At 69.6% G+C, this 17,809-nt stretch carries 20 protein-coding genes; 14 read left to right on the top strand and 6 right to left on the bottom strand.

Features of this window, described 5'->3' with window-relative positions; translation table 11 throughout:
- Positions 1 to 107: 107 nt before the first annotated feature.
- Together ACIBQX_RS18015 and hemL are read left to right on the top strand one after the other, a co-directional pair.
- Positions 108 to 737 carry a bifunctional DNA primase/polymerase gene (locus ACIBQX_RS18015; RefSeq protein WP_397005729.1) on the top strand — a complete coding sequence of 210 codons (630 nt, stop codon included), beginning with the start codon at positions 108 to 110 and terminating at the stop codon, positions 735 to 737.
- An 85-nt stretch (positions 738 to 822) separates the two neighbouring features.
- Positions 823 to 2,112: a glutamate-1-semialdehyde 2,1-aminomutase gene (gene hemL, locus ACIBQX_RS18010; protein WP_397005727.1), complete on the top strand. Its 1,290-nt coding sequence runs from the start codon at positions 823 to 825 to the stop codon at positions 2,110 to 2,112.
- On the opposite strand, the gene ACIBQX_RS18005 is transcribed toward hemL, so the two are convergent.
- Positions 2,109 to 3,401 (bottom strand): ATP-binding protein, encoded by a 1,293-nt coding sequence (locus tag ACIBQX_RS18005; protein ID WP_397005725.1) that lies wholly within the window; start codon positions 3,399 to 3,401, stop codon positions 2,109 to 2,111. The two genes, hemL and ACIBQX_RS18005, sit on opposite strands and share 4 nt — an antisense overlap.
- A gap of 150 nt (positions 3,402 to 3,551) precedes the next feature.
- Positions 3,552 to 4,415: an EamA family transporter gene (locus ACIBQX_RS18000; RefSeq protein WP_397005723.1), complete on the bottom strand. Its 864-nt coding sequence runs from the start codon at positions 4,413 to 4,415 to the stop codon at positions 3,552 to 3,554.
- 183 nt (positions 4,416 to 4,598) lie between these two features.
- Between ACIBQX_RS18000 and ACIBQX_RS17995 the strand changes: the two genes are divergently transcribed.
- Positions 4,599 to 5,537, top strand: coding sequence for a LysR family transcriptional regulator (locus ACIBQX_RS17995; protein ID WP_397005721.1), 939 nt, complete (start codon positions 4,599 to 4,601; stop codon positions 5,535 to 5,537).
- Between the two features lie 6 nt (positions 5,538 to 5,543).
- Here ACIBQX_RS17995 and ACIBQX_RS17990 read toward each other — a convergent pair whose 3' ends face one another.
- Positions 5,544 to 6,404 (bottom strand): EamA family transporter, encoded by an 861-nt coding sequence (locus ACIBQX_RS17990; protein ID WP_397005719.1) that lies wholly within the window; start codon positions 6,402 to 6,404, stop codon positions 5,544 to 5,546.
- Positions 6,405 to 6,495: 91 nt separating this feature from the next.
- On the opposite strand from ACIBQX_RS17990, the gene ACIBQX_RS17985 reads away from it, so the two are divergent.
- Genes ACIBQX_RS17985 through ccsB form a run of 5 tightly spaced genes read left to right on the top strand, consistent with a single transcriptional unit; the run spans position 6,496 to position 11,086 of the window.
- Positions 6,496 to 7,137, top strand: a complete 642-nt coding sequence (locus ACIBQX_RS17985) for a histidine phosphatase family protein (RefSeq protein WP_397005717.1) — start codon at positions 6,496 to 6,498, stop codon at positions 7,135 to 7,137.
- A 55-nt stretch (positions 7,138 to 7,192) separates the two neighbouring features.
- Positions 7,193 to 7,771, top strand: a complete 579-nt coding sequence (locus tag ACIBQX_RS17980; protein ID WP_397005715.1) for a TlpA family protein disulfide reductase — start codon at positions 7,193 to 7,195, stop codon at positions 7,769 to 7,771.
- A gap of 18 nt (positions 7,772 to 7,789) precedes the next feature.
- Positions 7,790 to 8,512 (top strand): cytochrome c biogenesis CcdA family protein, encoded by a 723-nt coding sequence (locus tag ACIBQX_RS17975; protein ID WP_397005713.1) that lies wholly within the window; start codon positions 7,790 to 7,792, stop codon positions 8,510 to 8,512.
- Entirely contained in the window at positions 8,512 to 10,071 is a 1,560-nt protein-coding gene (locus ACIBQX_RS17970; RefSeq protein WP_397005711.1) for a cytochrome c biogenesis protein ResB, read from the top strand. The genes ACIBQX_RS17975 and ACIBQX_RS17970 overlap by 1 nt, the downstream gene beginning before the upstream one ends.
- The gene (gene ccsB / locus ACIBQX_RS17965; RefSeq protein WP_397005709.1) at positions 10,061 to 11,086 is read left to right on the top strand and encodes a c-type cytochrome biogenesis protein CcsB; all 1,026 of its coding nucleotides are present in this window, start codon (positions 10,061 to 10,063) and stop codon (positions 11,084 to 11,086) included. The genes ACIBQX_RS17970 and ccsB overlap by 11 nt, the downstream gene beginning before the upstream one ends.
- A 105-nt stretch (positions 11,087 to 11,191) precedes the next feature.
- On the opposite strand, the gene ACIBQX_RS17960 is transcribed toward ccsB, so the two are convergent.
- Positions 11,192 to 11,491, bottom strand: a complete 300-nt coding sequence (locus ACIBQX_RS17960) for a PLD nuclease N-terminal domain-containing protein (RefSeq protein ID WP_397005707.1) — start codon at positions 11,489 to 11,491, stop codon at positions 11,192 to 11,194.
- 181 nt (positions 11,492 to 11,672) lie between these two features.
- Between ACIBQX_RS17960 and ACIBQX_RS17955 the strand changes: the two genes are divergently transcribed.
- Both ACIBQX_RS17955 and ACIBQX_RS17950 read left to right on the top strand, forming a co-directional pair.
- On the top strand, positions 11,673 to 12,806 hold the full coding sequence (locus ACIBQX_RS17955; RefSeq protein ID WP_397005705.1) for a hypothetical protein: 1,134 nt from the start codon (positions 11,673 to 11,675) through the stop codon (positions 12,804 to 12,806).
- A 10-nt stretch (positions 12,807 to 12,816) separates the two neighbouring features.
- Complete coding sequence (locus ACIBQX_RS17950) at positions 12,817 to 13,059, top strand: hypothetical protein (RefSeq protein WP_397005703.1); 243 nt, start codon at positions 12,817 to 12,819, stop codon at positions 13,057 to 13,059.
- Positions 13,060 to 13,220: 161 nt separating this feature from the next.
- On the opposite strand, the gene ACIBQX_RS17945 is transcribed toward ACIBQX_RS17950, so the two are convergent.
- Positions 13,221 to 13,442 (bottom strand): BldC family transcriptional regulator, encoded by a 222-nt coding sequence (locus ACIBQX_RS17945; RefSeq protein WP_181616591.1) that lies wholly within the window; start codon positions 13,440 to 13,442, stop codon positions 13,221 to 13,223.
- A gap of 280 nt (positions 13,443 to 13,722) precedes the next feature.
- On the opposite strand from ACIBQX_RS17945, the gene ACIBQX_RS17940 reads away from it, so the two are divergent.
- The gene (locus ACIBQX_RS17940; protein WP_397005701.1) at positions 13,723 to 13,917 is read left to right on the top strand and encodes a DUF4229 domain-containing protein; all 195 of its coding nucleotides are present in this window, start codon (positions 13,723 to 13,725) and stop codon (positions 13,915 to 13,917) included.
- On the opposite strand, the gene ACIBQX_RS17935 is transcribed toward ACIBQX_RS17940, so the two are convergent.
- A complete protein-coding gene (locus tag ACIBQX_RS17935; protein ID WP_397005700.1) occupies positions 13,914 to 15,119 on the bottom strand; it encodes a hypothetical protein in 1,206 nt (401 codons plus the stop codon). The genes ACIBQX_RS17940 and ACIBQX_RS17935 overlap by 4 nt on opposite strands.
- Before the next feature lie 77 nt (positions 15,120 to 15,196).
- Here ACIBQX_RS17935 and ACIBQX_RS17930 point away from each other — a divergent pair, with 77 nt between their 5' ends.
- From ACIBQX_RS17930 to ACIBQX_RS17920, 3 genes are all read left to right on the top strand, one after another.
- Positions 15,197 to 15,925 (top strand): demethylmenaquinone methyltransferase, encoded by a 729-nt coding sequence (locus ACIBQX_RS17930; protein WP_397005698.1) that lies wholly within the window; start codon positions 15,197 to 15,199, stop codon positions 15,923 to 15,925.
- Between the two features lie 156 nt (positions 15,926 to 16,081).
- A complete protein-coding gene (locus tag ACIBQX_RS17925) occupies positions 16,082 to 17,335 on the top strand; it encodes a geranylgeranyl reductase family protein (RefSeq protein ID WP_397005696.1) in 1,254 nt (417 codons plus the stop codon).
- A gap of 76 nt (positions 17,336 to 17,411) precedes the next feature.
- Entirely contained in the window at positions 17,412 to 17,807 is a 396-nt protein-coding gene (locus ACIBQX_RS17920) for an NADH-quinone oxidoreductase subunit A (protein WP_219504483.1), read from the top strand.
- Positions 17,808 to 17,809: the final 2 nt, after the last annotated feature.

The following is a 17,809-nucleotide window of genomic DNA, read 5'->3' as shown; positions in this document are numbered from 1 at the left end:
GTGAGGCCTGTGCGTTAGAGTGGCATGAGAAGTGCTGGTGTGTCCCGCGTGTGCGTACGGCCCGGAGCCGGGACCGCTTCACGCACAGACTTGACGGGAGACACCATATGGTGGGGGTACCTCTAGCTCGGCGTTCCAAAAAGCGGTCACGAGCGACGCGAATCGACTCCGTGCTGGGTTATGCCGCCCTCGGGTGGCCGTGTGTGCCCGGCGCCTCCCCGCTGCGACGAGGCTCCCGCGCGTGCTCCTGCGACCGCGTGGGCTGTCCCGACCCGGGCGCGCACCCGATCTCGCCCGCCTGGCACATCCAGGCCACGACGGACGCCACCCAGCTCACGCGCTGGTGGCAGCGTGACCCCGAGGCCAACGTCATCTTGCCCACCGGACGCGTGTTCGACGTCTTCGACGTCCCCCTGCCCACCGGCCTGTCCGCCCTCACGCGGATCGACAACGCCGGAGCTGACTCGGGCCCGGTCGCCGCCAACGGTGACCGGGTCCTTTTCTATGTGGCCACCCGGGGCAACCCCGAGGACGAGGACGAGTGGTGGTCCTGTCAGCTCGACTGCGACCCGGCCACCATCGAGGACACCCCGGGACTGCGCTGGCACTGCCGCGACAGCTACGTCCTCGCGCCGCCGTCCACGCTCCCCACGGGCCAGCCGGTCTCCTGGCTCCGCCCCCCGGACGGCCGCCCGCTGCCGGACCCGCTACGCGTCCTGGAGTGGCTCGCCGACTAGCTCGTCGGTGTAGGACAGGCATCGAGGGCGGGCGTGGGTGTCGGCCGATGCCGGGAGCGCCTGGGGCGGGTTCTAATCTGGTCGGGTGAGCCGTACACAGAACTCCGAGGACCTGTTCGCCCGCGCCTGCGCCGTCGTGCCGGGCGGCGTCAACTCGCCGGTTCGCGCGTTCGGCGCCGTCGGGGGGACGCCGCGCTTCATGGTCTCGGGTCAGGGGCCCTACATCACCGACGCCGACGGCAACCGTTACGTCGACCTGGTCTGCTCCTGGGGGCCGATGATCCTGGGGCACCGGCATCCCGCCGTCGTGGAGGCCGTGTCGAAGGCGGTGGCACACGGGTTCTCCTACGGCACCGCGACGCCGGGCGAGGTGGCGCTGGCCGAGGCGATCGTGGCCCGGGTCGCGCCGGTGGAGAAGATCCGCCTGGTCAGCTCCGGCACCGAGGCGACGATGAGCGCGGTGCGGCTGGCCCGTGGGTTCACCGGGCGCTCCAAGGTGGTCAAGTTCGCCGGCTGCTACCACGGCCATGTCGACGCGCTGCTCGCCTCCGCCGGGTCGGGGGTGGCGACGTTCGGGCTGCCGGACACGCCCGGGGTGACCGGGGCGTCGGCCGCCGACACGATCGTGCTGCCGTACAACTCGATCGAGGCCGTCGAGGCGGCGTTCGCGTCCGCCGAGATCGCCTGCGTGATCACCGAGGCCTGCCCGGCCAACATGGGGATCGTGCCGCCGCTCGACGGGTTCAACGCCCGCCTGCGGGAGCTCTGCACCGCCAACGGCGCGCTGCTGATCGTCGACGAGGTCCTCACCGGCTTCCGCGTCTCCCACTCCGGCTGGTACGGCCTGGACCCGGTGGAGCCGGACCTGGTGACGTTCGGCAAGGTCATGGGCGGGGGGCTGCCGGCGGCGGCGTTCGGCGGCCGGGCGGACGTCATGGCCCACCTCGCGCCGGAGGGGCCGGTCTATCAGGCGGGCACCCTTTCGGGTAACCCGCTGGCCTGCGCGGCGGGCCTGGCCACGCTGCACGCCCTGGACGCGGAGGCGTACACGAAGATCAACGCGGCGGCGTCGACGGTCGCGACGGCGGCGGCGCACGCGCTGGAGGCGGCGGGAGTGCCGCACCGGCTGCAGACGGCGGGCAACCTGTTCTCGATCTTCTTCACCGACCGCCCGGTGACGAACTTCGCCGAGGCCCGGACGCAGAGCACGGCGGCCTACCAGGCGTTCTTCCACGCGATGCTGGACCGGGGCGTCTACCTGCCGCCGTCCGCCTACGAGGCGTGGTTCCTGTCGGCCTCCCACGACGACGAGGCGCTCAGCCGCGTCGCCGACGCGCTGCCGGCCGCGGCGAAGGCCGCGGCGGCGGCCCTCTAACCGGCGCCACCGGGCAGCCGCGGCCGGAGCACGCCGGGCTCGGCGTGGTCCCACAGCGCGGACAGCGGAGTGAAGAAGATGCGGTCACCGGAGGGCAGGTTCGTGTCGCCCAAGTGGAGCACATAGCCGGCGCGGAACCTGTCGCCGAGAGTGTCCCTCAGCCAGCGAAGGTGTCTCGCGTCCTCGGGTTTGGGCGTCGCGGAAGCCTTCACTTCTATGCCGATGACGCTCCCGTCCCGGCGTTCGAGGATGAAATCCACCTCCCGCTTGTCCCTGTCGCGGTAGTGCCGCACCACGACGTGCCGGCGGGCGAAGGTGGACAGCTTGAGCAGCTCCGCGAAGACGAACGTTTCGAGCAGCCCGCCGAGTGCGGGATGTCCTGGCGCCAGCAGGGACTCGGCGTCCACGTCGAGCAGGTGCGCGGCCAGGCCGCTGTCGGTCACGTAGGTCTTGGGCGCATGCGTGACCCGCGCGGAGAAGTTGTTGGACCATGCCGGTGCGGAGGCGACCAGGAAGACCGTTTCCAGATAGGCCAGATAGGAGCGGACGGTCGTCGCGTCCAGCCCCAGGCTGTTGGAAAGGTGCGAGAGGACCAATTGGCCGCCTGCGCGAGCGGCCACAAGGGCGATGAGGTCGGGTATCGCCCGCACCTTGTTGACCTGGGCGAATTCCTGGATGTCGCGGAAGATCACCGTGTCCAGATAGCCCCGGAACCATTGCCTGATGGCGACGGGCGAGGTCAGCCGGAGCACTTCCGGGTAGCTGCCGTGGCAGATGAGCTTGATGTAGTCATCCCTCGTCCATGCCGATGCCCGCTGGGTCACGGAGCTCGGGTCCGCGAAGAGCTGATCGCAGAAGCCGCCCGTGCCCCCAGTGCGTTCGGTGACCGCGAACGGCCACAGATCCACGAAGGCCACGCGTCCGGCGAGGGACTCCGACAGGGTCGGCACGCTGAGGAACCGGGTGGAGCCCGAGAGGACGAACTGTCCTGGGCTCCAGTCCTCGTCGACCACCTGTTTGATCGCAAGGATCAGCGGATCACCGGCACGCTGAATCTCATCGATGATCACCGGCTGCGGTCGGCGACGAGCCAAGGTGCGTGGGTCGTCCATGGCGAAGGCCAGATGCGAGGGGTCGTCGAGGGTGACGAAGGTCGCATCCCCGAACTTCCTGCAAGCCTGGAGCAGCGTGGTCTTGCCGCACTGCCGTGGTCCGTTGACGACGACGATCCGCAGCTCGGCGAGCAGATCTTTGAGCCCCTCGGCGGCAAGTCTAGGGAGTAGCTCCATCAGGCTCCTCACCTGGGAAGTCAGTGCGTCTCACTGCATCTTCCCAGATCTGCGAGCCGAGTTTCCCAGATCTGCGAGCGGACTTTTCGTGATTCTGCGAGCGGAGTTTTCCTGTTTTCGCGAGCGGGGTCGTCCTGCAAATGGTGTGTCTCAGTGGGCCAGGGCGGGCTTCAGGGCGCGGGGGCGGGTGCCCGCGTACAGGACGCCGGTCACGATGAGGGCGGCGGCGAGGAGCTGGAGCCAGGAGACGGCCTCGCCGGTGACCAGGGCGGCCGAGGACATGCCGAAGACCGGGACCAGCAGCGTGTAGGGCGCCACGGTCGAGGCGTCGTAGCGGCGCAGCAGGAAGCCCCAGACGCCGAAGCCGCCGAGGGTGGAGACGAAGGCGACGTAGGCCAGGGAGAGCCAGCCGGCGGCGGGGGCGGCCAGGTCGGGGACGCCCTCCACCAGGAGGGAGAGCAGCAGCAGCGGGGGCGCGGACAGGGCGCTGACCCAGACCATGAAGCGCAGCGAGTCCGGCGGGGCGGCCTTGCGCTGGGCCACGTTGCCGAGGCCCCAGGCGGCCGCCGCGGCCACGCAGAGGGCGAACGCGCCCACCGGGCCTGACATGCCGAAGTCGAAGGCGACGAGGGCCAGGCCGCCGAAGGCGACGGCCAGGCCGGCGACGCGTCGGGCGGTGAGCCGCTCGCCGAGCAGCGTCACCGCGAACAGGATGGTGAACAGGACCTGCATCTGCAGGACCAGGGAGGTCAGCCCGGCCGGCATCCCGGCTCGCATGCCGACGAGCAGCAGGCCGAACTGGCCGACTCCGATGGTGGCCGCCACCGCGACGACCCAGCGCCACGGCACCCCCGGCCGCCCGACCAGGAGCAGAGCGGGGAAGGCCGCCAGGGCGAACCGCAACGACGCGTACAGCAGGGGCGGGAAGTGCTCCAGGCCCACCTGCATGACGACGAAGTTGACGCCCCAGACGGCGGCGAGGCCGATGGCGAGAGCCAGGTGGCCCGGCCTCACGCGGTGGCGGGCTTGCGGGAGCGGCTGCGCTGGTTGCGGGCCTGCTCGGCGAGGCTCTGGAGGTAGGAGACGGACTCGGTACGGTTCTTCTTCGCCTTAATGATTCTCATGCATATATGTTCCAACGCTACAGAGTTCACCACAAGCGAGACTTTCTACGCTTAACCCTTTAGGCTGGCTTACATGTTGGACTTGAACCGCCTCAAGGCCCTTCACGCCGTCCACGTGTACGGCTCGGTCGGCGCCGCGGCGGACGCGCTCATGGTCACCCCGTCGGCCGTGTCACAGCAGCTCGCCAAGCTGGAGCGGGAGACCGGGGCCCGCCTCATCGAGCGCAACGGGCGCGGCGTCAGGCTGACGGACGCGGCCGGACTGCTCGCCGAGCACGCCGAGCGGATCCTGGCACTGGTCGAGACCGCCGAGGCGGACTTCGAGGCGCTGCGCGGCGAGGTCGTCGGCCGGCTCAACGTGGGCGCGTTCCCCACGGCGGCCCGGGGGCTGATGCCCCCCGCGCTGACCGAGCTCAGGCAGCGCCACCCCGACCTGTGGATGCAGCTGTACGAGCGCGAGCCGGAGCGGATGCTGCGCGAGGTGGCCAGGGGCGAGCTCGACCTAGTGGTGGTGCAGGACTGGCTCAACAGGCCGATGGCCATCCCCGACGGACTGTCCAGGAAGACGCTGATCGACGACATCGCCGACGTGGCCGTGCCCCTGGACCATCCCCTGGCCGGCAACAAGGAGATCGAGCTGTCCGCGCTGCGCGACGAGCGGTGGATCGCCTCCTCGCCCGGCACCATCTGCCACGACTGGCTGGTCTTCACGCTGCGCGCGGCGCAGATCGAGCCCGAGATCGCCTACATGGCCGACGAGTACCCCACCCATCTGGCCCTGGTCGCGGCCGGGCTCGGCTGCTCGATCGTGCCCCGGCTCGGCCGCGACCCGGTGCCGGACAACGTCCGCCTCATCCCGCTGCGGCCCAGGCAGACCCGCCGCATCTACGCCCTGTGGCGCACCGACGCGGCCCGGCGGCCGGCCATCAGGGCCACCGTCGAGGCGCTGGTGCGGGCCAGCGCGACGCAGGAGAACGCGTGGGCGAGCGAGCCGGAGCTGACCGTCAGCTGAGGGCGATCAGCTGAGCGCGATCGCGACGATCCCGAAGAGGATCACGCCGGCCGCCACCAGCCGGTGCCGCAGCCCGTGCTCGGCGAGCAGGCTGCCGCCCAGCACGACGGCGATCAGTACGCTGATCTCGCGGGCCGGTGCCACCACGCTGACCGGCGCCATCGTGAAGGCGATCAGCACCAGCAGGTAGGACACGAAGGTCAGCACCGCGGCGCCGAGCACCCCGGCGCGGTGTTCCCGCCAGACCGGCAGGATCAGCGCCCTGCGCCGCCCGCCGAGCACCGCCGGGGCGAGCGCCAGCGCCCGCCCCACCTCGCCCAGATAGTTGAGCATGAGCGGCGCCACCGCGAACACGCCCACCACCCGCGAGTCCCACACCGTGTAGCCCGCGATGAACAACCCGGTCGCCAGCCCGGACGCCAGCCCCTTCAGATCGCCCCGGCCGCTCCCGCCGCTCATCAGGAACACGCCCACCCCCACCAGGACGATGCCGGCGACGCCCACAGCGGTGGGACGCTCGCCCAGGAACAGCACGGCGACCAGGCTCGCCAGCATCGGCCCGGTGCCCCGCGCGACGGGATAGACGATGGACAGGTCGCCCTTGCCGTAGCCGCGCTGCAGCAGCACGAAGTAGCCCAGATGCAGCGCCGTGCTGCCACTGATCACCGCCAGGTCGCCCCACGACAGCGCGGGCCTGGCGATCAGCAGGAACCCGGCGAACAGCGGGCTCCAGATCACCGCCGCCACGGCGGCCACGAGCCAGATGAAGACGAGGCTGTCCGCCTGGGCGGCCCTCTTGCTCAGCAGGTTCCAGGTGGCGTGCGCGATGGCGGCGACGAGGACGAGGACCAGCGCCCTGGGGTCCAAGCGGGCGGCTCCTTCCGATCGCCCCGACTCTACTCACGGGTGATCAGGCCTGGCGGGCAAGGGGAGGGAACCGGCTAAGCTGAGGCCCACCATGGCTGAAACCACCGTCGTTCACCTTTTGCGTCACGGTGAGGTGCACAATCCCAGTGGCATCCTCTACGGTCGGCTGCCCGGCTACAACCTGTCGGAGAACGGGCAGTTGATGGCCAAGACCGTCGCCAAGGCCTTGGCCGGACGTGACATCAAGGCCGTCTACAGCTCGCCGCTGGAGCGCGCCCAGCAGACCGCGACCCCGGTCGCGGCCACCCTCGGCCTCGACATCATCACCGACGAGCGGCTGGTCGAGGCGGGCAACCTGCTGGAGGGGCGGACGGTCGGCAAGGGCCTGCGGATCCTGCGCAGCCCACGCAACTACCGCTACTTCTGGAATCCGCTGCGCCCCTCCTGGGGGGAGCCGTACCCCGTGATCGTGGCGCGGATGCGCTCGATGATCGAGGACGCCCGGGAGGCGGTGCGCGGCCACGAGGCGGTGCTCGTCAGCCACCAGCTGCCGATCTGGGCGATCCGGATAACGGCGGAGGGCCGGCGCAGGCTCTGGCACGACCCGCGGCGCAGGCAGTGCGCGCTGGCCAGCCTCACCACGCTCACCTTCGACGGCGACCGCCTCGTCAGCGTCGGCTACAGCGAGCCGGCCGGATCGCTGCAGAGGGGCCCCAGCGTCCCGGGCGCCTGACACCGCCGGTAGAGTTGCAAGCTCTACCGGCTGTAGTACAAGGAGATCTTCCTCCGTGCGCGCGAAGTCAATCTCCGTGTCAGTCTCCATCGCCGTGCTGGCTCTGCTGGCCGCCGGCTGCGCGGGAAGCCAGAGCGGCCAGCCCACGGCGGGCGACACCCGGTTCGTCGCGGGCGACGGCAAGATGCAGGTGTTCGAGGCGGCCGACCGTCAGCCCGCGCCCGCGATCGAAGGGCCCACCCTCGACGGCGGCACCACCTCGCTGGCCGCGCACAAGGGCAAGGTCGTCGTGATCAACTTCTGGGCGTCCTGGTGCGGGCCCTGCCGGGCCGAGGCGCCGGTGCTCAAGGAGGTCGCGGCCAAGACCAAGGGCGCCGGGGTGGAGTTCATCGGCGTCGACTTCAAGGACCGGAAGGCCGACGCGCTGGCGTTCGAGCGCACCGAGCAGAGCGGCTACCCGAGCATCTTCGACCAGCCCGGCAAGGTCGCGCTGGCCTTCCAGGGCACGGTACCGCCCGCCGCCATCCCGTCCACGCTGATCATCGACGAGCAGGGCAGGATCGCCGCCAGGGCGCTCGGCGCGGTCAAGTACACCGACCTGATGAACACGGTGACCAAGGTGCGCGATGAGTGACTGCGATGAGTGACCCCGATGAATGACATCGTCGCCTCCGGCTCGCTGCTGCTGGCCGTGCCGATCGCGGTGCTGGCCGGGCTCGTGTCGTTCCTGTCCCCGTGCGTGCTGCCGCTGGTGCCGGGCTATCTGTCGTACGTGACCGGGATGAGCGCCGACCCCAAGCGGGGGCGGCTGGTGCTCGGCACGTCGCTGTTCGTGGCCGGGTTCGGGGCGGTGTTCGTGGCCACCGGCGCGCTGTTCGGCGGGCTCGGCAGGCTCCTGCTGGTCAACGCCGACCTCATCACGCGCGTGCTCGGCGTGCTCACGATCCTGCTCGGGCTCGCCTTCCTCGGCGTGATCCCCGGGCTGATGCGTGACGTGCGCATCCACCGGATGCCCGCCGCGGGGCTGGCCGGCGCGCCGCTGCTCGGCGTGGTGTTCGGGCTGGGCTGGACGCCGTGCATCGGCCCCACCCTGGCCGTGGTGCTCGGCCTCGGGCTGAACGAGGGCAGCGCCTCACGGGGCGCGCTGCTCGCCGTGGCCTACGCGCTCGGGCTCGGGCTGCCGTTCGTGGCCGCCGCCTTCGCCTACAGCAGGGCGCTGCGCACCTTCAGCGCCATCCGCAAGCACTCGCGGCTGATCACCAGGATCGGCGGCGTCATGATGGTGGCCGTCGGGCTGGCGCTGGTGACCGGCCTCTGGGGGGAAATGATCGCGACCATGCAGGGCCTGATCGGCGCCTTCAGGCCGGTGATCTGATGAGCGTCGGCGAGCTGGAGCGGGAGCAGTCGCCCAACCGGGTGGGCATGGGTCTCACCGGCTGGCTGCGCTGGGGCTGGCGCACGCTCACCTCGATGAAGACGGCGCTGATCCTGTTGTTCCTGTTCGCGCTGGCGAGCGTGCCCGGCTCCCTGCTGCCGCAGCGCGGCGTCGAGCCGGGCAAGGTGGCGACCCTCTACCAGGAGAGCCCGGCGCTGGCCGGGTGGTACGACCGCTTCCAACTCTTCGACGTCTTCACCTCCGTCTGGTTCGCGGCGATCTACCTGCTGCTGTTCACCTCGCTGATCGGCTGCGTCCTCCCGCGCACCGCCACCTACGTCCGCGAGCTGCGCCGCAGGCCGCCCGCCGCGCCGCGCAACCTCTCCCGCCTGCCCCACTCCGCCTCCTTCGCGGGCGAGCTGACCGTCGAGGAGTCCGCCCGGCGGCTGCGCAAGCTGCGCTTCCGCGTGGACACGGGCGACGGCTGGGTGTCCGCCGAGAAGGGCTATCTGCGCGAGACCGGCAACCTGCTCTTCCACATCTCACTGCTCGGCCTGCTGGTCGCCGTCGGTTTCGGATCCTTGTACGGCTACCGCGGCAACGTGCTGGTGGCCGAGGGCGACGGGTTCGCCAACACCGTGGCCGCCTACGACCGGTTCATCCCCGGCCAGCAGGTGTCGGCGGAGTCGCTGGAGCCGTTCAGCTTCGAGCTGACCGACTTCAGGGCCACCTACCAGGTCGGGGGCGACAAGAAGGGGCAGGAGCTCGACTACTCCGGCTTCCTGAAGGTCACCGACTCACCGGGGGCGGCCGCCCGCGACTACGAGCTCAAGGTCAACGAGCCGCTGGAGGTCGACGGCACGCAGACCTACCTCCTCGGCCACGGTTACGCCCCCGTCTTCAAAGTGACCGACGGCAAGGGGCAGGTCGCCTTCGAGGGGCCGGTGCCGTGCCTGATCGAGGACAAGCCGTCGCTCACCTCGGGCTGCGTGGTCAAGGTCCCCGACGCGCGGCCGTCGCAGCTCGGGTTCCTGCTCAGGTTCCTGCCCACCAGCGTGCCGCTGACCGACGGCACCTTCGCCTCGGCGTTCCCCGGTGCGCTCCAGCCCGAGGTGCAGGTCCTGGGGGCGTTCACCGGCGACCTCGGGGTGCGCTCCGGGCAGCCGCAGTCGGTTTACGAGCTCGCCCCGCCCGAGGTGATGAAGAAGCTCAAGCCGCTGGTCATGGGCACCGCCGTGCCCGAGCCGCTCGCGGTCGGGGAGTCGCTCGACCTGCCCGATGACGCGGGCAAGCTGGAGTTCGTCGCGGTCAAGGAGTGGATGACGCTCCAGATCGCCTACGATCCCGGCCGGGTCCCCGCCCTGGTGGCGGCCGCCCTGGCCACCGTTTCCATCGTGCTGTCGCTGATGATCCGCCGCCGCAGGGTATGGGTGCGGGTCAAGGACGGCACGGTCGAGGTGGGCGGGCTGACCCGCACCGAAGGTTCGGCGGCGGGTTTCTCGGAGGAGTTCGACGACATCGTGAAGGTTCTACAAGCAGGAGACAAGGATGACCGCTGAAGGACTCGCCGAACTGAGTGACCTGTTCGTGGTCGCAGCAGTCCTGCTCTACCTGTTCTCCATGGTCGGTTTCGCGGTGGAGCTCGCCTTCGGCCGGGCTCGGCCCGACCGGGCGTCCGTGCGTGAGCGGGCCAAGGCTCCCGCGGCCGTGGGGGCCGCGGGATCCGGCACACCGGGCGAGATCCAGGTGGACGAGGCGGACGCGGGCGCCGAGGTGGCCGGGCACGGCGACAGGCCGGACCGGTCGCATGGGCCGGACGGGGCGGACCTGCCGAACGGGCCGGACGGGCCGGACTGGTCGCTCAAGGCCGGGCTGGTGGCCCTGGGGCTCGCCTGGCTCGGCTGGGCCGCCAACCTCGGCGCCATCGCCACCCGCGGCCTGGCCGCCGACCGGTGGCCGTGGGGCAACATGTACGAGTTCGTGGTGGGCATCTGCTTCGCCGCGGTGACCGCCTTCCTGGCCACCCAGTTCCGGCGGAACGTGCGCTTCCTCGGCGCCTTCGTCATGGTCACCGCCGCCCTGGGCCTCGGCCTGGCGGTGAAGGCGCTCTACACCTCGGCGGGGCCCGTGGTGCCCGCGCTCGACTCCTACTGGATCGCCATCCACGTCACCGCCGCGATCCTGGCCAGCGGCCTGTTCATCATGGCCGGGGTGGCGGGCATCCTCTACCTCGTCCGCAAGGAGGGCCCCTCCCGGCTGCCGTCGAAGGCGGAGCTGGAGAAGGTGGCCAACCGCGCGATCGTCCTGGCCTTCCCGGTGTGGACCTTCGCCGTCATCGCGGGCGCGCTCTGGGCCGACCGGGCCTGGGGCCGCTACTGGGGCTGGGACCCCAAGGAGGTCTGGTCCTTCATCACCTGGGTGGGCTACGCGGCCTACCTGCACGCCCGCGTCACGGCCGGCTGGCGTGGCCAGCGCGCCACGATCGTCCAGCTGGTGGCCTTCGCCTGCCTGCTGTTCAACCTGTTCGGCGTGAACATCTTCATCTCGGGCCTGCACAGCTACGCGGACGTGTGATCGCCGGGATGTCGTACGGCGCGGCCTGGTAGAGGCGTGCCGAGGTAGTGGTGGGGCGTCGCCCGGGGGGTGAGGGCGGCGCTCTCGTGTGGTTTCTCTTCGCCGTTATTTCTCTTCGCCGCGCATGCGGCGCTCAAGCTCGCGGAGGAAATCGGGGTCGTCGTCCGGCCCCTTGGGGGCGGGTTCGCCTTCGGCCCGCGGGGTCACGGACCAGGTCTCGCGCGCGACTCTCGGACGGCCGCGCATCATCCAGAACAGGCCGCCGATCAGAGGGAGCGCGACGACGATGATCAACCAAACGGCTTTTGGTGAGTGCCTGACCTCTTCCTCGGGGGTCGTAGCGACGTCGAACAGTGAAAACAGCCAGAAGGCCAGCAGAGCCAGGCCGACAAGGACACCTGCCATGCCCGAACTGTAAGCCATCCTCAGCGTGATCGTGCCACCTTGATGTCCCATTCCGGGTGACTAGGGAAGATCGGCGTCGTACGGTGGAACACGATTCGGCGCAGTCTGCCCCGGCTGGGCCGCGCATCCAGGCGGCCTCGGTATCCGGTGTGGTGAGCGTCATGGGGTGGTGAGAGGTGCGATGGCTTTCTCCAACGACAAAGGACGTCATCGGCGGGGACGCTGGTGGCGGCGCGGCTCGTACCTCTTCTCGCGTCGCACCGAGGCGCCCGACGCGGAGCGGTCGATCTGGACGAACGACGGCGGGCGGGCGCGTGAGCGCGGCCGGCGCCTGTCCGGCCGGCGAGGTGCCGGCGTGCGTGACCTGAGCCTGGCGGGTGGAGAGGAGCCGATGGACCGCGATCGTCGTCTGAGCGGGCGTGAGGAGCCCAGTGGCCGAGAACGGGGCCGAGAACGCCGCGGCCTGATGGGCGGCTACGGATTCCGCGACCGGGACCGGGCGCGCGAGGAGCCCGAGCAGGCGTGGCCGCCCGGCGGTCAGGTCGGTCAGGGTGGTCAGGGCCGTCAGCGGTGGGAGGGCGGTGAGCGCCGCTGGGATCAGGGCGAGCGCCTGTCCGCCGCCGTGGTGGAGCGCCCTCGTTACACCTGGCAGGACTTCGAGCTCGACGACGCCTTACCCAGGGCGCAGCCGAACCGTCCCGACGCGCCTCTGCAGGGCGACGGGCTGCGCCACTGCGGAAAACTGGAGGCGATCCTGCACCGGCAGTGGGACGCCAGGAGAGGCCGGCCGTCGATGGACGTCGTGCGGGCCGTGGAGAGCCTGGCCAGGCTGCCTGACCGGATCAAGGAAAGGCTCGTCAACGGGCTCGAAGGCATCTATGTGGGGCCCGGTGGGGTGCCGGACCTGGACGACATGGGTTACCTGCGGGGCGCGCCCCTGCCGTCGGGCCGGGCGACGTGGGACATCTGCGCGGGGGCCTACGGAGATCGCAAGATCGTGGTGGGGGACCGGCCCTCACCGACACCGGACGTGATGATGCACGAGGTGGGGCACGCCATCGACGACATCGACGCGGCGCTGGGCGTCTGGGTGTCGGACACGCCGGAGTTCGTGGCGCTCTTCGAGGAGCTCACCCCGCTCCTGGCGTCGTCCTTCCATCGCCAGGGCGGCGGGCTGGGGCGCAAGGAGTTCTTCGCCGACGCCTTCGCCGCCATCGCCTCGCGTCAGCGGCCGGCCCTGGTGGACATGCTCGGCGGCAACACGCGGATGGCGCTCGACGTGATGCTGTTCTTCAACCGGCGCTACGGAATCTAGGTGATCGGCAATGTACGTCATCCGCCTCGCTGACGGGACCCTGCGCGTGCCGCAGAGCCTGACCAGCGAAGACGGGCGCCTGATCGGGAACGCGTACGTCGAGGTCGAGCCGGGCGATCCCGAGTACGACCGGTGGTTGCAGGAGTCGCTGACCGAGGATGAGGCGGCCGAGCGCCGTCGCCGCTGGGCTGAGGAGAACGACGAGCTGGAGCGGGAGTTCCTGGCGTTCAAGGCCGACCAGGAAGGCGCGTGAGCGAGGGGGCGCTGTGAACGCGCTGTGAACTGGCCAGGCGCCAGCCACGATCGGTGGTTGACGCCTTTCCCGTGCTCGCCGTACGGATGGTGCGGTTGGCACGCGGACAGAGGTCCCGTCTCGGTGACCCTGCGTACAGGATCACCGACTTGGACGGTACGTCAAACGCGCGGGGACTCGCCTGTTGGCCTGTCGGCCGTAAGAACATCCTCACCACGGAGGAGGGCGTGCACTTCCGATTCACGGAAGCGCCGGTGCCCTCCGGGGGTGCGGATACTGCTGATGCGGCCTGCCGCGGCCCAGCGCGTAACCGTTTTTGGGTCTACCCGGAAGAGGGCGGCAACCTCTCCAGGGGTCAGCAGACGCTCGCTGCTACTCTCCACCAATCTCTCCCCCTCGCATCCCGCTTCCTGCCAGCGGGCGGACAGGTAACTAGTGTGTCGAGCGAAGCCTGATTTATCCGTGGTTTTCTACAAAGATCACGGGTTGTTATCAGCTGACTGCCCGATTGTTATATCATAGAGCCTCTTTGGGGCTCTCGTGGGTGTTTCTTTACGAAACATCCTTACTGGGAACAGTAGCAGCGCTCGCGCCCGATGCGAAGAGCGACCGGATGCCCCGGGCGAGTAATCTCGACCTGTGCGTCCTGTTCTCGTTTACACCATGTCGCGGATCGGCCTGTTTCTCGTAACTCTGGGTGTGCTGTGGCTGCTCGGTGTCGCTAACCCACTGTGGCTGATCATTTTGTCCTTCGTGATCAGCGGAGTCGCCAGCTACGTCCTGCTGTCCAAACAGCGCGATGCCATGAGCGCGCGCATCAGCGACAAGATCGACCACCCGAAGCCGCAGGGCGACTAGGGCAGAGGGAACATGCCAATCCGGGCATGGTACTCCCGTCCGAGTCGGGTTGTGTCGCTACCGACTAGTAGTCCGCCGCGGTGCGCCAGAAAGGCCTTCACGCCGATCCCGCGCTCCCGGCCGGGATTCCAACTCAGCGCCTTTCCGGTGCGTGGATGAATGGCGCCGATGCCCTCACGCGGCACCGCTCCGGGGCCGGCCGAGTCGCGGCCCCTCGGGTTGTTCAGCCACCGCTGGTGGCCGCCCACGTAGACCGCGCCGCCCGTCACCGACACCGCGTACAGAGAGTCGCCGCCCGTCCAGTTGACCCAGGTCGGTTTGATCCGCTGCCCGCTCGCATAGGTCTCGAACCTGGCCGCGGTGTCGCACATGCCGCTCCGGGGCCCGCCCGTGGTGACGACCACGAAATAACGCCCGTCGGGCGAGAAGTCCAGGCCGCGTACGTAGGAGGGAAAGGTGTCCTTGCACTTTTTCAGGTACGCCTCGCTGCGCCAGTTCGCGAGCTTGGCCGTGGCGCCGCTGATGTCGATCAGCCCGAGCTGCGGCCGGGACCGCCCGTCGAGGGTGGTGAAACTGCCGTCGACCAGGAGCCGGTTGGCCGTGGCCGCGATCGCGTGCACCCGCACGTTCCTGGTCAGCGGTTCGCCCGGCGTGATCGTGAAGCGGGGATCGGCGGCGCCTGTCGTGGCGTTCAGGCCGGCCAGCCCGACGCGCGGCCGGGTGAAGTCGCCGCCGGCGTAGAGGTCGGAGCCGCGACGGGCCAGCGTGGTGACCGAGCCGCCGGAGATCTCCGGCGCGAACGAGCGCACGGGCTGTCCCGTGGCCACGCTGAGGCGCGCCAGCGACCGGATCCGGGTGTTGTCGATGGAGTGGAAGTCGCCGCCGACGTAGACGGTGCCGGACTCGCCCGCGACCAGGCTGTGCACCGGGCCGCGCACGCTCGGCGCGAAGTCGGGCAGCACCCGGCCGGTGGCCAGGTCGTAGGCGAACAGGTTGGCGCGTGAATAGCTGGTGGTCCTGGTCGAGTCGGCGACGGCGGTGAACGAACCGCCGACCACGACGGTGCCGCCGACCAGCGCGATGGCGTTCACGATGCCGTCGAGCACATGAGGGGTGCTGTCGACCGGGTCGGCCGAGACCACGCGGGTGTGCGCGGTGGGGGCCGCTGCGATGATCGCCGCAAGGGCGACTCGGGCAAGCATTCGCCAATTTTTAGCAGACGGAAAGTAGCCGTGCTGCTACTTTCCGTCGATTGTCGGGATAGCCATAGTCTTGAGGTATGACGCGCGCTCAGTTGGACAAGCAGCCGGACGAGGTCGCCGCGATGTTCGATCGCACCGCCCGGCGTTACGATCTCGTCAACGATCTGATCTCCTTCGGGCAGGTCCGGCTGTGGCGTAAGGCCGTGGCCGCCGCCGTCGACGCGGGGCCCGGCGAGATCGTCCTCGACCTCGGCGCCGGCACCGGCACCTCCACCGACTCGTTCACCACCTGGGGCGCCAGGGCGATCGCCTCCGACTTCTCGCTCGGCATGTTGCGCACGGGGGTGCGGCGGCACGGCGGCAACGCGCTGACCGGTGCGGGGGTGCCGTTCGTCGCGGGTGACGCGATGCGGCTGCCGTTCGCCGACGACGTCTTCGACGTGGTGACCATCTCGGTGGCGCTGCGCAACGTGCACGACACCGAGCAGGCGCTGCGCGAGATGCTCAGGGTGACCAAGCCCGGCGGGCGGCTGGTGATCCTGGAGTTCTCCCATGTGACGGTCGACGCCTTCGACCTGGTCTACCGCGAATACCTGATGAGGATGCTGCCGAAGGTGGCCGGGATGTTCGGCTCCAACGACGACTCCTACGAGTATCTGGCCGAGTCGATCAGGGACTGGCCGGACCAGGCGACGCTGGCCGGCGTCATCCAGCGGGCCGGCTGGGAGCGGGTCGCGTGGCGCAACATGAGCATGGGGATCGTGGCGATGCACCGGGGGTTCAAGCCGCCGGTCTCGAAAGGGTGAGGGCTGACGTGATCTACTAGCGCCTGACGGCCCCCCGGCTGCCACTTTGTGCACGAAAAGGGTTAGACTTCGGGCCGAACAGTTTGTGAAGGGGTTCACAAAGGAACGAAGGCGAACTTACCCCGTGCCTTCGAGTGTGTAGGACAGGACAGTCCAGTGACCGTGCCAGCAGCCATTCAGGCTGACGCCGACGTCATCGTCGTCGGCGCCGGTCCCGCCGGTTCCGCCACGGCCTTCTACCTCGCACAGGCCGGGCTCGACGTGCTGCTTCTGGAGAAGACCCGGTTCCCCAGGGAAAAGGTGTGCGGCGACGGCCTCACCCCGCGCGCGGTCAAGCAGCTGATGAACATGGGCGTCGACATCGACGCCCCCGGCTGGGTCCGTAACAAGGGCCTGCGGGTCGTCGGCGGCGGCCTCCGCTTCGAGCTCGACTGGCCTCAGCTGGAGCGCTTCCCCGACTTCGGGCTCGTACGCACCCGCAAGGACTTCGACGAGATCGTCGCCGCGACGGCGGTGAAGGCCGGGGCGCGCCTCAAGGAGGGCGTCACCGTCACCGGCCCGATCCTCGACGACCGCAGCGGCCACATCGTGGGGGTGACCACCAAGGACGGCGCCACCTACCGCAGCCGCCTGGTGGTGGCCGCCGACGGCAACAGCACCCGGCTGGCGCTCGGCATGGGCCTGCACAAGCGCGAGGACCGCCCGATGGGCGTGGCGGTGCGCACCTACTTCGAGAGCCCGCGCCACGACGACGACTACCTTGAGACCTGGCTGGAGCTGTGGGACGACGAGACGTTGCTGCCCGGCTACGGGTGGGTGTTCGGCGTCGGCGACGGCACCGCCAACGTCGGGCTCGGCCTGCTCAACACCAGCGCCTACTTCAAGAACATCGACTACCGCGATCTGCTGATGCGCTGGTGCCGGTCGATGCCCGCCGAGTGGGGCTTCACCGAGGAGAACATGACGGCGCCCATCCGCGGCGCCGCGCTCCCGATGGCCTTCAACCGGCAGCCGCACTACACGCGCGGCCTTCTGCTCGCCGGCGACTCCGGCGGATCGATCAACCCCTTCAACGGCGAAGGCATCGCCTACGCCCTGGAGACCGGCGAGATCGCCGCCGAGGTCGTCGCCAAGGCCCTCAAGGGCACCACCCCCGCGCAGCGGGAGCGGATCCTGCGGACCTACCCGCAGACCCTGAAGGACGCCTACGGCGGATATTTCACGCTGGGCAGGTTGTTCGTGGAGGCAATCGGGAAGCCGGGTGTGATGAGCTTCGGCACCAGGCACGGATTGCCCCATCCGAGGCTGATGCGCTTCGCGCTCAAACTCCTTGGTAATCTCACCGACCGGCGAGGCGATGCGTCGGACAAGATCATTAACGCACTCTCGAAGGTCGCGCCACGAGCATGAATCCCAGACTCACCCGGCAAACACATAGATCAGGCTGCGCGCCCGCGCGCGTGGCGACTCCAGAGGAGGTGTAGCGATGGACCTTTACGTGCCCATCCTGGTGCTCGCCGTTCTCGCGGGGGGCTTCGCGATCTTCTCGGTCGCCATCGCTCCCTTCACCGGTCCCAAGCGCTGGAACCGCGCCAAGCTCGACGCCTACGAATGCGGCATCGAGCCGACGCCCCAGCCAGTCGGTGGCGGACGGTTCCCGCTCAAATACATGATCACCGCGATGCTCTTCATCGTGTTCGACATCGAGATCATCTTCCTTTACCCGTGGGCGGTCTCCTTCGCCCCGCTCACCAACGACGCGGGCAGCGTGATCTCCTCGGGTCTCGGGGTGTTCGCGCTCGTCGAGATGCTGCTGTTCATCGTCACCGTGCTCGTCGCCTACGCCTACGTGTGGCGCCGCAAGGGTCTGGACTGGGACTGAAA

This window comes from Nonomuraea sp. NPDC049714 (genome assembly GCF_044465295.1).
GTDB lineage: Bacteria > Actinomycetota > Actinomycetes > Streptosporangiales > Streptosporangiaceae > Nonomuraea.
Note: the sequence above shows the minus strand (reverse complement) of the source record. Positions and strands in the feature narration are given on the sequence as shown.

Bases quoted from the DNA above. Each gene is read 5' to 3' on its own strand.
- ACIBQX_RS17960 (WP_397005707.1), bottom strand. From the start codon at position 11,491: ATGGCAGGTGTCCTTGTCGGCCTGGCTCTGCTGGCCTTCTGGCTGTTT.
- ACIBQX_RS17940 (WP_397005701.1), top strand. From the start codon at position 13,723: ATGTCGCGGATCGGCCTGTTTCTCGTAACTCTGGGTGTGCTGTGGCTG.
- ACIBQX_RS17920 (WP_219504483.1), top strand. From the start codon at position 17,412: ATGGACCTTTACGTGCCCATCCTGGTGCTCGCCGTTCTCGCGGGGGGC.
- ccsB (WP_397005709.1), top strand. From the start codon at position 10,061: ATGACCGCTGAAGGACTCGCCGAACTGAGTGACCTGTTCGTGGTCGCA.
- ACIBQX_RS17930 (WP_397005698.1), top strand. From the start codon at position 15,197: ATGACGCGCGCTCAGTTGGACAAGCAGCCGGACGAGGTCGCCGCGATG.
- ACIBQX_RS17935 (WP_397005700.1), bottom strand. From the start codon at position 15,119: ATGCTTGCCCGAGTCGCCCTTGCGGCGATCATCGCAGCGGCCCCCACC.
- ACIBQX_RS17975 (WP_397005713.1), top strand. From the start codon at position 7,790: ATGAATGACATCGTCGCCTCCGGCTCGCTGCTGCTGGCCGTGCCGATC.
- ACIBQX_RS17950 (WP_397005703.1), top strand. From the start codon at position 12,817: ATGTACGTCATCCGCCTCGCTGACGGGACCCTGCGCGTGCCGCAGAGC.
- ACIBQX_RS18015 (WP_397005729.1), top strand. From the start codon at position 108: ATGGTGGGGGTACCTCTAGCTCGGCGTTCCAAAAAGCGGTCACGAGCG.
- ACIBQX_RS17970 (WP_397005711.1), top strand. From the start codon at position 8,512: ATGAGCGTCGGCGAGCTGGAGCGGGAGCAGTCGCCCAACCGGGTGGGC.
- ACIBQX_RS17985 (WP_397005717.1), top strand. From the start codon at position 6,496: ATGGCTGAAACCACCGTCGTTCACCTTTTGCGTCACGGTGAGGTGCAC.
- ACIBQX_RS17995 (WP_397005721.1), top strand. From the start codon at position 4,599: ATGTTGGACTTGAACCGCCTCAAGGCCCTTCACGCCGTCCACGTGTAC.
- ACIBQX_RS18005 (WP_397005725.1), bottom strand. From the start codon at position 3,401: ATGGAGCTACTCCCTAGACTTGCCGCCGAGGGGCTCAAAGATCTGCTC.
- ACIBQX_RS17955 (WP_397005705.1), top strand. From the start codon at position 11,673: ATGGCTTTCTCCAACGACAAAGGACGTCATCGGCGGGGACGCTGGTGG.